The 13,746-nt window shown below is 74.8% G+C and carries 10 protein-coding genes and 2 pseudogenes; 5 read left to right on the top strand and 7 right to left on the bottom strand.

Annotated elements, in window-relative coordinates:
* The first annotated feature begins 76 nt into the window (after positions 1 to 76).
* Entirely contained in the window at positions 77 to 3,193 is a 3,117-nt protein-coding gene (locus ACIPSC_RS20825; protein ID WP_400827385.1) for an SNF2-related protein, read from the top strand.
* Between the two features lie 8 nt (positions 3,194 to 3,201).
* Positions 3,202 to 3,519: a hypothetical protein gene (locus ACIPSC_RS20820; RefSeq protein WP_400827384.1), complete on the top strand. Its 318-nt coding sequence runs from the start codon at positions 3,202 to 3,204 to the stop codon at positions 3,517 to 3,519.
* Between the two features lie 25 nt (positions 3,520 to 3,544).
* Here ACIPSC_RS20820 and sph read toward each other — a convergent pair whose 3' ends face one another.
* The 3 genes from sph to ACIPSC_RS20805 form a co-directional block, all read right to left on the bottom strand.
* Positions 3,545 to 4,543: a sphingomyelin phosphodiesterase gene (sph, locus tag ACIPSC_RS20815; protein WP_400827383.1), complete on the bottom strand. Its 999-nt coding sequence runs from the start codon at positions 4,541 to 4,543 to the stop codon at positions 3,545 to 3,547.
* 72 nt (positions 4,544 to 4,615) lie between these two features.
* Complete coding sequence (locus ACIPSC_RS20810; RefSeq protein WP_400827382.1) at positions 4,616 to 6,712, bottom strand: MMPL family transporter; 2,097 nt, start codon at positions 6,710 to 6,712, stop codon at positions 4,616 to 4,618.
* Between the two features lie 141 nt (positions 6,713 to 6,853).
* Positions 6,854 to 7,849, bottom strand: coding sequence for a deoxyribonuclease IV (locus ACIPSC_RS20805; RefSeq protein WP_400827381.1), 996 nt, complete (start codon positions 7,847 to 7,849; stop codon positions 6,854 to 6,856).
* Positions 7,850 to 8,124: 275 nt separating this feature from the next.
* On the opposite strand from ACIPSC_RS20805, the gene ACIPSC_RS20800 reads away from it, so the two are divergent.
* Both ACIPSC_RS20800 and ACIPSC_RS20795 read left to right on the top strand, forming a co-directional pair.
* Positions 8,125 to 9,219, top strand: coding sequence for a nitrous oxide reductase family maturation protein NosD (locus tag ACIPSC_RS20800; RefSeq protein ID WP_400827380.1), 1,095 nt, complete (start codon positions 8,125 to 8,127; stop codon positions 9,217 to 9,219).
* A gap of 45 nt (positions 9,220 to 9,264) precedes the next feature.
* Complete coding sequence (locus ACIPSC_RS20795; RefSeq protein ID WP_400827379.1) at positions 9,265 to 10,299, top strand: methyltransferase; 1,035 nt, start codon at positions 9,265 to 9,267, stop codon at positions 10,297 to 10,299.
* A gap of 152 nt (positions 10,300 to 10,451) precedes the next feature.
* On the opposite strand, the gene ACIPSC_RS20790 is transcribed toward ACIPSC_RS20795, so the two are convergent.
* The 4 genes and pseudogenes from ACIPSC_RS20790 to ACIPSC_RS20775 form a co-directional block, all read right to left on the bottom strand.
* The gene (locus ACIPSC_RS20790; RefSeq protein ID WP_400827378.1) at positions 10,452 to 11,168 is read right to left on the bottom strand and encodes a class F sortase; all 717 of its coding nucleotides are present in this window, start codon (positions 11,166 to 11,168) and stop codon (positions 10,452 to 10,454) included.
* Between the two features lie 305 nt (positions 11,169 to 11,473).
* Complete coding sequence (locus ACIPSC_RS20785) at positions 11,474 to 11,914, bottom strand: hypothetical protein (RefSeq protein ID WP_400827377.1); 441 nt, start codon at positions 11,912 to 11,914, stop codon at positions 11,474 to 11,476.
* A gap of 350 nt (positions 11,915 to 12,264) precedes the next feature.
* A pseudogene (locus ACIPSC_RS20780) lies at positions 12,265 to 12,636 on the bottom strand (YybH family protein); the annotation flags it as partial.
* Positions 12,637 to 12,744: 108 nt separating this feature from the next.
* A pseudogene (locus ACIPSC_RS20775) lies at positions 12,745 to 13,167 on the bottom strand (YybH family protein); the annotation flags it as partial.
* Positions 13,168 to 13,286: 119 nt separating this feature from the next.
* On the opposite strand from ACIPSC_RS20775, the gene ACIPSC_RS20770 reads away from it, so the two are divergent.
* Positions 13,287 to 13,739: a PPOX class F420-dependent oxidoreductase gene (locus tag ACIPSC_RS20770; protein WP_400827376.1), complete on the top strand. Its 453-nt coding sequence runs from the start codon at positions 13,287 to 13,289 to the stop codon at positions 13,737 to 13,739.
* Positions 13,740 to 13,746 lie beyond the last annotated feature (7 nt).

Genomic DNA, 13,746 nt, shown 5'->3' with positions numbered 1-13,746 from the left:
GCCCCGGGGCCGGTTGTCGGAGGTCGTGGTTAGGCTGGGAGGCTCGCCGTCCCCACCGCCCCGGAGGCCCGCCCCGATGTACGCCCTGCACGCGCTCTGGCGAGCCGACGGCCGCCTCGCGCTCTGGGCGGAGGACGCGGCGGCCTACCGCACCGGGCGGCCCGGCGCAGCCCGGCCCGGCGCGGGCGCGCACCCGTACGCCTGCACGGCGGGGGAGGTCGCCCGGCTGCTGGGGGCGATCGGGCCAGGCCTCGACTGGCTGGCCGGCCAGGCGGACGAACGCTGGACCGGCCTGCTGCTGCCGACCCTCGGCGAGCGGCCCGTCCCCTCGCCGGACCTGCCGGTGGGCAGCGCACCGCGCGGCGTCGCGCTCGGCGCGTGGCGGGTGCCGACGCTGCTGTTCGGCCCCGCGGAGGCGGCCCAGCTGCTGGGGGCGCTGCACGATCCGCGCTGGCCCGGTGCGACGGTGGAGCTGCCCGGCGGCGAGTCCGTCGAGCTCACCTTCGGTGCCTCGCTGCGCTGGCTGTCCGCCGTGCACGACCTCGCCTGGCGGCTGGTCGGGCGGGGGCGGCTGCTGCCCGTCCTCGCCGAGGAGCGGCCGGGCGAGTGGTACGCGCGCTGGCGGCCCGCCCCGGACGCGCCGGCCCGGCGCGAGCTCGCCGCATTGGCCGCGGGCTGTCCGCCGGTCTGCCGGGCCGAGCACCGCCCGGGCGCAGGCCGGCCGGAGGCCCCCGCCGCCGCCCCGACCGGGACCGAGCTGGCCACCGGTCTGCTCGACACCCTCGTCGACCAGGAGGCCCGCGCCGCCCTCGTCGGCCTCGAACCGCCCGCCGAGCCCTGGCTCGTCGCACTCCACGCCGCCGACGGCCGTCTCCGCCGGCCCCCGGCCGCCGACCTGCCGGAGCGCCTGACCGCCTGGGGGGCCGCCCGCCCCGCCGACAGCCCGGTCCGGCTCAACCTCCGCCTCACCGAACCCCTCGGCCCGGACGGCCTCCCGTACGGGGACGACCGCACCGGGGGAGCGGCCCAGGAGGAGGCGGCCCCCGAGACCTGGCGGCTCGACCTGCTGCTCCAGGCTGCCGACCGCCCCTCCCTGGTCGTCCCCGCCGCCGACCTCTGGGCCGAGGACGCGGGGTACGCCGCACTGACGCGCACCGTCGCCGACCCGGCCGCCGCCCTCCTCGCCGAGCTGGAGCGGGCCGCCCGCGTCCACCCGCCGCTGCGCGGTGTGCTGCTGGCGCCCCGCCCCACCGGTGTCGACCTGGACCGTGCGGGCGCCCTGCGCTTCCTGCGTGAGGCCGCCCCCGCCCTCACCCGGGCCGGCTTCGGCGTGCTGCTCCCGGCCTGGTGGCAGCGGCGCCCCCGGCTCGGCCTCGCCCTCGCCGCGGCACCGGCCACCGCCCCGGGCTCGGTGCGGCGCACCGCCCGGGTGGACCGGGACGCCGTGCTGAACTTTCAGTGGCAGCTCTCCATCGGTGAACTGACCCTCACTGAGGAGGAGTTGGCCGAGCTGGTGGCGGCCCAGCAGGGGCTGGTCCGGCTGCGCGGCCGCTGGATCGAGGTGGACCAGGCCCAACTCGCCGCCGCCGTACGCTTCCTGGCCGCGCGAGGTCGCGGCGTGATGGAGCCGGTCGAGCTGCTCCGGCTCGCCCTGGACGACGGCGCCGTGGTGGACGGGCTGCCGGTGACCGCCGTCCGCGCGGCCGGGCCGATCGGGGACCTGCTGGCCGGCCGCCCCGGCCCGGCCGACCGCGTCCCCGAACTGCCCGACGGCTTCACCGGCACCCTCCGCCCCTACCAGCGGCGGGGGTTGGCCTGGCTGGACGCCCTCGGCCGGCTCGGGCTCGGCGCCGTCCTGGCCGACGACATGGGACTCGGCAAGACCGTCCAGACCCTCGCCCTGCTCGCGCTGGAGCAGCAGCGCGGCGCCACCGGCCCCACCCTGCTGGTCTGCCCGATGTCGCTGGTCGGCAACTGGCAGCGGGAGGCGGCCCGGTTCGCGCCGGGGCTGCGCGTCCACGTCCACCACGGCGCCGACCGCTCCGCGCCCGACCGGTCCGCCGACCTGGTGATCACCACCTACGGGCTGGTCCAGCGCGACGCCGCCGAGCTGCGCGCGATCCGCTGGCGGCGGATCGTCGCGGACGAGGCGCAGCACATCAAGAACCCGGCGGCCCGGCAGTCCCGGGCGATCCGCTCGCTGCGCTCCGGGCCGCGGATCGCGCTCACCGGCACGCCGGTGGAGAACCGGCTCGCCGAGCTGCACGCGGTACTGGACTTCGCCAACCCGGGGCTGTTCGGCAGCGCGGAGTCGTTCAAGGAGCGGTTCTCGATCCCGGTGGAGCAGGCCGGGAGCGTCGAGGCGGCGGCCCGGCTGCGCCGGCTGTCCGGACCGTTCCTGCTGCGCCGCAGCAAGAGCGACCCGCAGATCGCCCAGGACCTGCCCGCCAAGCAGGAGTTCACCGTCCGCTGCAGCCTCACCGCCGAACAGGCCGGTCTCTACCGGGCGGTGGTGGCCGATCTGTTGGAGCGGCTGCGCGGCATGCGCGGCGTGGAGCGCAAGGGTGCCGTCCTGGCGGCGATCGGCCGGCTCAAGCAGGTCTGCAACCACCCGGCCCAACTGCTGCACGACGGAACGTCGGTGGCCGGCCGCTCGGGCAAGGTCGAGCGGCTGGTGGAGGTGCTGGAGGAGGCGCTGGCCGAGGGCGACCGGGCGCTGGTCTTCACCCAGTACGCCGAGTTCGGCGCGATGCTGCAGCCCTACCTGCGCGAACGGCTGGGCGAGGACGTGCCGTACCTGCACGGCGGGGTGCCCAAGGGGCGCCGGGACGAGCTGGTCGAACGGTTCCAACGGCCCGACGGGGCAAGGGTCTTCCTGCTGTCGTTGCGGGCGGGCGGGACCGGTCTCAACCTCTCCGCCGCCAACCAGGTGATCCACCTCGACCGCTGGTGGAACCCGGCCGTCGAGGACCAGGCGACCGACCGGGCGCACCGGATCGGGCAGCGCCGCGACGTACAGGTGAGGCGGCTGGTCTGCGTCGGCACGGTGGAGGAGCGGATCGACGACCTGCTGGCCGCCAAGCGCGGTCTGGCCGACGCCGTGATCGGCGGCGGCGAGGAGTGGCTGGCCGAACTGTCCGCCGAGCGGCTGCGCGAGCTGCTCGGCCTGTCCGCCGACGCGATCGGAGAGTGACCCGCCCGATGACCGTCCCCGACCGCCGGCCGTCCGACCGCCGGCCGTCCGACCGCGGGCCCGCACCGGGCCGCGGGCCCGCCCCCGACCAGAGGCTCCCGCCGGGCGACCGCCCGCTCGCGGACTGCCTCGACACCTTCTGGCAGGCCCGCATCCCGGCGGCCCCCGCCGATCCCGCCGTCGGCACCCCTGCGCAGGCACCCGCCGGCAGCCCGGTGCCCGGCACCGTGCTCGCCGAGCTCGGCGCCTCCGGGATCACCGTCCGGGGGCGGCCCCTGGAGGCCGCCCTCGGACCGGCCTACCGGCTCTTCACGGGCGGCGCGTAGCGGCGCCGCCCGTCGCAGCCCTGACCTAGCCGGCCGTCACCGGGTAGTGGTCGGAGAGGTCGTTGTAGGTGTAGCTCTTGCCCCAGCTGCTCACCGTCCACGGCGCGCTGTGGAAGCGGACCACCGTGTTGGTGTAGCTCGCCGGCCGGGCGTGGTCGGTCCGGTAGAGGACGTAGTCCAGGTCCTCCTTGGGCTCACCGGGATACCGGTAGGCGGCGATCGAGTTGTCGACGGTGTCGAAGGAGTTGACCCAGCCGTTGCGGGTGTCGGCCGGCGCGACGCCCGCGTTGGCGAGCAGCGACGGGTACTCGGTGTCGTGCGAGTTGATGTTGAGGTCACCCGTGATGACCACCGGCTCGGCGGCCGGGATGTTCTTGCCGTCGATGAACGACTTCATCGCCTTGAGCTGCGCCGCCCGCACCGCCGCCGGCTCACCGGCGGAGCAGCCGGTGTCGGTGGACTGCAGGTGGGTGCCGACCACGTGGGTGCGCACGCCGTTGACATTCAGCACGGCGTAGACGAAGCCCTTGTTCGACCACCAGTCCGCCCCGCAGGCGTCCTTGAAGATGTACTGCTCCTTGCGCAGGATCGGCCACTTGCTGAGCAGCGTCACCCCGCCGTCCTCCGGCGTGGTGGAGCTGTAGCTGCCGCCGGTGGCGTCCCAGCCGCTGGTCGAGCGGCCGACGACCGGGGTGTGGTACGGGTAGGCGGCCGAGGCCTGCGAGATGAGCAGGTCGGAGGCGGCGTTGTCGAAGGCCTCCTGGAGGACGACGACGTCCTGGCCCTGGAAGAAGTCCGCGGCGGCGATGGCCTTCGCGCGGTAGTCCTGGCCCCAGTTGGGGTAGAGGCTCTTGCTCATCAGGAAGACGTTGTACGTCAGCACCTTGAGCGCGGGCACCGAGCCGGCGGGCACGGTGGCGGCCGAGGCGGTGGGGGCGACGGCCAGCGGGGCGATCAGGCCCGCGGCGACGGCAGCGGCGGCGGCCAGGCGCGAGCCGCGGCGAAGCGTGGAGGGAGTTGGCATGCCCGCAGTGAACGCGCCTCCGGCCACACCTGGCAAGACATCGGACGATCACCGTATGAACTCGGCGGTAACTTAAAGCTGTCTGGCCAACTCGCCTTCCGAATCCACGACTTGCTTGGACAACTTGCTCGGCCACCACATGTGCCGGTCCAGGTCCATGGTGAGGGCGGTGACCAGCACCGACCGCACCACCAGGGTGTCCAGCAGGACGCCGAGGGCCACCGCGAAGCCGATCTCGGCGAAGCCGACCAGCGGCAGCGTGCCGAGCACCGCGAAGGTGCTCGCCAGGATCAGCCCGGCCGAGGTGATCACCCCACCGGTCGCCGCCAGCCCGGTGATCGCGCCCCTCCGGGTGCCCTGGTGGGCGGACTCCTCCCGCACCCGGGTCATCAGGAAGATGTTGTAGTCGATGCCGAGCGCCACCAGGAAGACGAAGACGAACAGCGGGAAGGAGTTGTCCTGGCCCTCGAAGTGGAAGACGTGCTCGAAGAAGAACGCGCTGATCCCGAGCGCGGAGGCGAAGGACAGGACCACGGTGGCGATCAGCACCAGCGGCGCGGTGATCGCGCGCAGCAGCAGTGCCAGGATCACCAGCACCACACCGAGCACCAGCGGGATGATCGTCCGGTTGTCGTTCGTCGCGGCGCGCCCGGCGTCCAGGATCACTGCGGTGCTGCCGCCGACCTTGGCGTCCGCGTCCGGCACCGCGTGGACGGCCGCCCGCACCCGGTCCACGGTGTCCTTGGCGGCCTGGCTGTCCGGTGGATCGGCGAGCGTGGCCTTGAACAGCGCCTCCCCCTCGTGCACCTCCGGCGCCGAGGTCCCCGCGACGCCGGGCGTCGACGTCGCCGCCGCGCGCACGGCGACGACCCCGGCCTCGGTGCTGATCACGGTCAGCGGCGCGCCCGTCCCACCGGGGAAGTGCTGCTGCAGCACCTCCTGGCCGACCACCGAGTCCGGCTTGCCGGTGAAGGTGCCGGCCGTGCTGAGGCCGGTGGCGTTCAGCGAGACCAGGCCGACGCAGCAGGCGGCCAGGGCCAGCGTGGTGCCGATCCACACCTTGCGCGGACGGCGGCCGATCCAGGCGCCGACGTGCGCCCAGCGGCCCGATCTGGTCGGCTCCGGCGTCCCGTACGCGGGCTTGACCGGCCAGAAGACCCACCGGCCGAACACCACCAGCAGCGCCGGCAGCAGGGTGAGCATCGCGACCAGCGCCACCACCACACCGATTGCGCAGACCGGCCCGAGGCTGCTGGTGGAGTTCATCTCGGCGATCAGCAGGCAGAGCATCGAGGCGACCACGGTGGCCGAGGATGCCAGGATGGCGGGCCCGGCCCGGTACAGGGCGAACGCCATCGCCTCGTGCCGGTTCTCGTGCTTTCGCAGCTCCTCCCGGTAGCGGGCGGTGAGCAGCAGGGCGTAGTCGGTGCCGGCACCGAGCACCAGCACGATCAGGATGCCCGCGCTCTGCGCGTTGACGGTCAGTCCGGCGTGGTCGGCCAGCAGGTAGATCACCGCCTGGGAGACGACCAGCGCCCCGGCGGCGGAGAGCAGCGGCAGCAGCCACAGGACGGGACTGCGGTAGGTCAGCAGCAGCAGGATGATCACCACGCTGATGGTGGCGGCCAGCAGAGTGCTGTCGATGCCCGCGAAGACCTCGGCCTGGTCGGCGCCGATCCCGGCGGGGCCGGTGACGTGGGTGACCATGCCCTGGCTGCCGTCGGCGGCGGTGGCGCGCAGGTTGTCCACGGCCGGGCGCAGGTCCTCCCAGCCGCCGGTGCCGATGTCGATCGGCACGATGGTCTGCATCGCCTGGCCGTCGGCGGAGGCCACCGGTCCGACCACCTGGCCCAGGACGTGCGGCGCGGTGGCGAAGGCGGCGGCGTCCCGGGCCGCCTCGACCCGGTCGGCCGGGGTGATCCCGCCGTCGCGCTGGTAGACCACCACGGCCTGCGCGGTGTCCACCGGCTGGAAGGCGCGCTGCTCGTTGAGCACCTGGGTGGACTCGGCGTTGCCGGGAAGCCAGCTGGAGGCCTGGTTGTCCTCGGCGCCGTTGAGCTTGCCGGCGAGCGGACCCGCGACCACCAGCAGCACCAGCCAGAGGGCCAGCACCACCCACTTGCTGCGGCGTCCGCACGGGAGTGCGGCCAGTCTCCGGGTCGGGCTCATCGGAAAACTCCCAGGGGCCTGAGGCGTCAACTCGTTCCAGCCTCTCACCGGCCCGGCGACCCGGCAGCCGGAGCGCGGCCGGGCGGTTCCGGCCCCGCGGCCCGCTCCCCGCCTCCCCGCGGCCCGGCCACCCCGCCGCCGTCAGCGGCGCGAGCGCTGCCCCGGGACGGCCGCCCGCTCCCGCAGCTCCTTCAGCACCCCGATGTCGAGCGCATGGCCCGCCCCCTCCCCGCCGTGCTTGCGGTCCGGGGTCTCGACCACCAGTGGGACGCCGGCCGTCTCCGGGTGCTCGAACAGCTCCCGGAACGGCTCCGCGCCGATCATCCCGGCGCCGATGTTGGCGTGCCGGTCCTTGCGCGCCCCGACCGCGTCCTCCGAGTCGTTGGCGTGGATCAGCCGCAGCCGCCCCGGCCCGGCGGCCGCGACCAGCGCGTCCAGCGCCTCCCGGACGCCGCCCGGCACCGCGAGGTCGTGCCCGGCCGCGAAGGCGTGGCAGGTGTCCAGGCAGACCCCGACCTTCGGGTGGCCGTCCAGCGCGTCCACGTACTCCGCGAGATCCTCCATCCGCGAGCAGAGCGAGCTGCCCTGGCCGGCCGTGGGCTCCAGCAGCAGCCACGGCGCGTCGTCCCCCAGCGCGTCCAGCTCGTCCAGCAGCGGGCGGACGTCCGTGCGGACCTGGGCCATCGCCTCGGCCCGCCGCGACCCGCCGCCCGGCGCCGTCCCGACCGCCGACCCGGTGTGCAGCACCACGCCGAGGGCGCCGATCGCGTGGCCGCGCAGCAGCGAGTGGCGCAGCGAGTCGGCCGAGCGCTCGCGCGTCGCCGTGGTGTCCGAGCCGAAGTTGATCAGGTAGGGCGCGTGCACGTACGCCGGGATGCCCTGCTCGGCACAGGCGGTGCGGAACTCCGCGTCCTGGGCCGGGTTGCCCGGAGGAGTGGCCCAGCCGCGCGGGTTGGCCACGAACACCTGGACCGCCTCCGCGCCCACCCGCCGCGCGTATGCCAGGCCCGTCCCGGCCAGCCCGCGGGCGGCCACCGGCACGTGGGCGCCGATCGGGTTGCGGACGGCGGCCGCCGAGGGCACGGCGGTGGCCGCCGAGGGCGCGGCGGCGGGCGGCAGGACGGCAGCGGTGTTCATGGCTCCGAGCATGCCACGGCGGCCCTCCCGCCCCCGACGCGGGCGACGGCCACAGCCGTCGCGGCGGCCTCCGCAGCGGCCCGGCCCCGCCGCGCCCGGTCGGGTCACCGTCTTGGCCGACGCTCCGTCAGCCCCACAGCCCAGCCCTGGTGGCGGGCCCACCCGTGCGCCCATAGCGTCGATTCGGCCGGACCACCACCGGCCGTCGTCCCCCACACACACCGCGTCACCGCGCCGGAGTCCCGCGGGCGCGCCAGACAGACAGGTCATCACTCATGCCCACGCGACGGGTCCACCACCTCGCCGCGGCCACCGCCGCCGCCACGACCGCCCTCACCACCGTCCTCGCCACCCTGGCCGCCGCGCCCGCGGCCCACGCCGCCGGCGGCCTGCACGTCGTCCGCCCGGGCGAATCGATTCAGCAGGCCGTGGACGCGGCCGCCCCCGGCGACACCGTCCAGCTGCTGCCGGGCACCTACTACGGCAGCGTCCGGATCACCACCCCCGGCCTCACCCTGCGCGGCATCGGCCGGAGCAGCGTGATCGCCCCCGGGAACGCCGCCGCCGGCACCGCCGGCGACACCGTCTGCGCCACCGCCGGCCACGGACTCTGCGTCGCCGGCACCGACGCGGAGCCGCTGCGCGGCATCACCGTCGAGGCCCTCGCCGTCACCGGCTTCCCCAAGAACGGCATCAACATCGCCTCGACCACCGGCATGACCGTGCGCGCGACCTACGTCCACGACAACGTCCAGCAGGGCATCAGCCAGGAGAAGTCGACCCGCGCCGTCATCGTCGGCAACGAGTCGGCCCGCAACGGCCAGTCCGGCATCTTCCTCGCCAACAGCGTGGTCAACGAGGGCGGCGCCACCGACACCGAAGGGACGCTGGTCAGCGGCAACCGGCTCTCCGAGAACCGGATCGGCGTCACCGTCCGCCGGCTGCGCGACCTGAGCATCGAGGAGAACGAGGTCCGCGGCAACTGCGGCGGCGTCTTCGTCGTCGGTGACGAGGGCGTGCCCAAGGCGGGCGCGCTGAGCATCACCCGCAACCGGGTTCTCGCCAACAACAAGTACTGCCCGCCCAACCCGCGGCTCGACTACATCCAGGGCACCGGCATCCTGCTCACCGGCGCCGAGGACACCCAGGTGACCGACAACCAGGTCCGCGACAACGTCGGCGCCTCGTCGATGTCCGGCGGCATCGTGCTCTTCCGCAGCCTGGTCGGCACACCCAACGCCCGGCACGTCATCAGCGGCAACTACGCGGTCGGCAACAGCCCGGCCGACCTGGTCGACGCCGACACCGGCACCACCAACACCTTCGCCCGCAACCACTGCGCGGTCTCCATGCCGGCCGGCCACTGCTGATCCCGTGAGCCCCCGCCACCCCTCCCACCTGCAGAAAGACGGCACATGACCACCACCGCACCCGCCACCACCCCGCAGGCCGCGATGCGCCTGAGGGAGCTCGTCTTCGGCGCCGCCTGCGCCGCCGCCGTCCGCGCGGCCGCCCGGCTCGGTGTCGCCGACGCGCTCGGCGACACCCCGACCGCCGTCACCGACCTGGCGGCCGAGCTCGGCACCGAGCCCAAGCCGCTGCGCCGCCTGATGCGCGCCCTCAGCTGCTACGGGATCTTCCACGAGGTCGGCGACGACCGCTTCGAGCACACCGAGATGTCCCGGCTGCTGCGCGAGGACGCCCCCAACAGCCTGCGCTACATCTCCCTCTGGTGCACCGAGCCGTGGACGTGGGAGGCCTGGCCGAAGCTGGACGAGGCCGTCCGCTCCGGCCGCAACGTCTTCCCCGAGATCTTCGGCAAGGAGTTCTTCGACTACCTGCACAGCGAGGGCGGCGACTCCGCGCGGGTCTTCGACCGGGCGATGACCACCTCCAGCCGGCAGTCCGCGGCCGACTTCGCCGCCTACCTCGACCTGACCGGCATCGACTCGGTGGTCGACATCGGTGGCGGCCAGGGCCATGTACTGGCCAGCCTGCTGGAGAAGCACCCGGCGCTGCACGGCACCCTGCTGGACCTCCCCAAGGTGGTCGCCGGCGCCGACCCCCGGCTCCGCGACGGCGGGGCCTTCGCCGCCCGGGCGCGGCTGGTGCCCGGCGACTGCCGGGTCGACATCCCGGTGCGGGCCGACCTCTACATCATCAAGAACATCCTGGAGTGGGACGACGAGAGCACCCGCCGCACCCTGGCCAACGTGGTCCGGGCCGCCAAGCCGGGCGCCCGCGTCGTGGTGGTCGAGAACCTGGTCGACGACAGCCCCTCGATGCGCTTCACCACGGCGATGGACCTGATGCTGCTGCTCAATGTCGGCGGTGCCAAGCACTCCAAGGAGAGCATGGTGCGGCTGATGGAGGAGGCCGGTCTGTCCGTCGCCGGCGTCCGCGAGGTCAACCCCTACCTGCACGCCTTCGAGGCCACCGTCCGCGGCTGAGCCACCGGCGCCGCGTCACCGGCGCCCGCCGAACCGCCCGCACCGATCGCCGGTGCGGGCGGTTCGGCGCTCCGCCCGTGGCGGTCCGGCGCCGGGAACGGCGGAGCCCCGGCCGGCAGGGGTTCGCCGACCGGGGCCGCGGGGCGGCGGGCTCAGGCCCGCCGCGAGGACTCCAGGTGCGCGAAGACCACCACGTTGTCGAGGTAGTCCTTGCGCTTCTTGTCGTAGGTACCGCCACAGGTGATCAGCCGCAGCTGGGCGTCGGGCGTCTTCCCGTAGACCTTCTGGTCGGGGAAGGCGCTCTTGGAGAAGGTCTCCACCGAGTCCACCGAGAAGACGGCGACCGTGCCGTCCGCGCGCTGCACCTCGACCTTGTTGCCCGGCAGCAGCAGGCTCAGCAGCAGGAAGACCGCCGGGCCCTTGGTGGTGTCCACGTGCCCGGCCACCACCGCGCTGCCGCGCTCGCCGGGGGTCACGCCGTCCCGGTACCAGCCGACCAGGTTCTTGTCGTCCGGCGGCGGCGCGTTGAGCTGGCCGGCCGGGTTGAGCGTCAGCTCCGTGAACGGGGCGTCCACACCGATCTGCGGGATCCGCAGCCGGGTCGGCACGGCCCGCTTCAGCGGGGGAACCGCGGCGCCCTGGGCGGCCTTCGGGGCGGCGGGCGCGGGCGCGGGCGCGGTGGGTATGGGGCTCGCGGACGCGGCGCCGGGCGTCGGGCCGGCGGTGGCCGCCGGGGGAGCGGCCTGGCCCGAGGCGGGCTCCGCCGGGGACCCGGAGTCCACCGAGTTGTAGATCAGCAGCAGACCGGCCGCCGCCGCGCCCATACCCGCGCGCAGCAGCCGGGACGTACCAGGAACCAGACCGGCCATCGTTCCACTCCTCGGCCGTGCGGGACTCTTCTGTCACCACGACTCGCGTCACCACGACCCGGCCGTCACGACCCGGTCGTCACGATCCGGCCGGGGCGACTCGGCCGGGCGACCCGCCGAAGACGGGCCGGCCGGCACCCGTCGGCCGTGACGAGTCGGTGATCACGCGTCGGCCGTCGCGACGAAGCGCCGCTCGTGGCCGATCGGCGGGCCCGGTGGACCCGCGCGCCCCCGCCGCGGACGGCGCGCAGGGGCGGCGGCCACGGCGGGGAGGCGTCGGACGGCGCCGTCGGACGGCGCCCGGCTCAGATCGCGGCGCCGGCCGAGCGACGGCCCTTGCGCAGCGCGATGGCGCCGGCCCCGAGACCGCCGAGCAGCAGGACGGCGCCGGAGGCGAGGCCGCCGCCGGACACCAGACCGCCGCCACCGGTGTGCACACCACCGTGCGGGGCCTTCTCGTCGCCCTTCTCGCCCTTGTCGCCCTTGTCGCTCTTCTCGCTCTTCTCGCCGTAGGAGGAGGAGCCGGACGAGCTGGACGAGCCGGAGGAGCCGGACGAGCTGGAGGAGGTGCCCTTCTCCTGCTTCTCGTCCCAGGTCTTCTGGCCGTCGGGGCTGGCGGCCTTCTCCTGCTTCTCCTGCCAGGTCAGGTTCTTGTCGCCGCCGTCGGCGAAGGCGGCGGGGGCGGTGATGGTCACGGCAGCGGCGGCGATGACCGCCCCGGCGAGCAGCGTGCGTGCAGAACGCATGATGGTGATCCTTCCGGCGCGGAGCCGCGACTGCCGACACGTCGTCGGCCAAGGGGACTCGCGGCGCTGCGCCTGATCCACCGTCAACCACCCTCGGCGCCGTTGCCACCGGAGGAAGGCGGTGGTGGCCGCGGCGGTGCGCCCCTTCGGGTGGTCTCCCGGGCGTGTTCACCCGAGTGCACGGGCGGTCCGGGTGAATCCGCGCCGGGCCCTTGCGCGCGTCGCCCGCCCCGCACTCGTCGCCCGTGCTCCGGGCGCCGGCGGTCCTACCGCGGTCGGCTGTTCCGGAGCCCCGACCTCCCCGTGCCGCGCTCGCCATCGGAGGCCCGGACGTCGCCGGTCCGGGCGCGTCAGGAGGGCAGGGGGAACGACAGGTGCTGGTGCACCATGGCCCACCCGCCGTCCCGCCGCTCGAACACCCGGGTGCCGCGCGACCAGGTCTCCGCGGTCGTGCCGTCCGCCCCGGTACTGCGGATGTGCTCCAGCCCCCAGGTGACGGCGAGGTCGCCGCCGACCCGGACGGTGAGGTCCGGGATGTCCCAGACGACCGGTCCGGGGGAGACGGCCAGCCCGTTGCGGCAGATCTCGCGGACCTCCTCGACACCCCGGTATCCGAGCGGGCCGGCGTGCTCGTAGGAGACGACGTCCTCGGCGACGTGGGCCATCAGTCCGTCGAGGTCCTTGGCGGCGGTCTCCTTCGCCCAGCGGTCGTGGATGGCGCGCACCTCGCGCTCGGCCGCGCCGGACGGCTCTGAGTCGCCGGCTGCGGCGGCCTCCGGCACGGCGTCCGGTGTCGCGGCGGCGTCCGGAGCGGGCTCCGGCGTGGCCTCCGGTGCGACGGAGGTGTCGGGGAAGGAGTGGTGCTCGTGCGTCACCTGCCACTGCCCGTCGGTGCGTTGCAGGCCGAGGGTGAGCCGCAGCCGCAGGGCGGGCCGCTCGGCGAAGTCGCGCTCCGTGCCGCAGCGCAGCAGGGCGTGGGCGAAGGCGACGTCCGCGCCGGCCGTCACGTCGAGCGACTCGATCTCGAACGCCGCCCCGGCGGAAAGCCAGTCGAAGAAGGGCGGCCAGGTCGCACGGTAGGCGTCGAGGCCGCGCACGCCCTCGAACGGGGGCGGGACGTCGAACATCACGATGTCGTCCCGGTGGTGGGCCAGGACGCCGTCGAGGTCGCCGCGCCGCACCGCTGCGGCCCACCGCTCGATCAGACCCCTGACTTCCTGTTCGTCGTCGCGCTGTTCGTTCTCGGTCGGCATGGCGCCGATGCTGTCACCGCTGCCGGGGGCGGCGCCGGGAGGCGCGCGGGCCCGGCCACGCGCCGTCCCGGCGGGTCGGGTGCCGCGTGCGGGCCGTCGCCGGCGGGCAGGATCGCCGCATGGTCGAGATCTCGAAGGACGTCAGGGCCCGGATCGAGGCGGGTCACATCTGGTACCTGGCCACCGTCAACGCGGACGGCTCGCCGCACGTGAGCCCGATGTGGGTGGGGACGGAGGGTGACCTGGTGCTGTTCAACACCTCGGTCGGACGCGTCAAGGAGCGAAACCTGCGGCGCGATCCGCGGGTCTGCCTCTCCTCCGCCGATCCGGCCGACCCGTACGACCGGGTGCAGATCCGGGGGCGGGCGGTGCGGTTCGTCGAGGGGGTGGAGGCGGACCGGACCATGGACCGGCTGGCCGGGGTCTACCTCGGGACGGAGCGCTACGAGTGGCGGGTGCCGGGGGAGCGCCGGGTGGTCGTGCTGGTCCAGCCGACGCGGATCAGCCGGGTGACCGGTGTGGAGCCGTTCCCGCCGGGTGCCCCGGGCAGCCGCGCAGTCGGGTTGGAGTGAGCCGGGC

This window comes from Kitasatospora sp. NPDC090091 (assembly GCF_044747365.1).
Taxonomy (GTDB): domain Bacteria; phylum Actinomycetota; class Actinomycetes; order Streptomycetales; family Streptomycetaceae; genus Kitasatospora.
The sequence above is the reverse complement of the archived record's forward strand: the minus strand, read 5'-3'. Positions and strand labels throughout refer to the sequence as shown.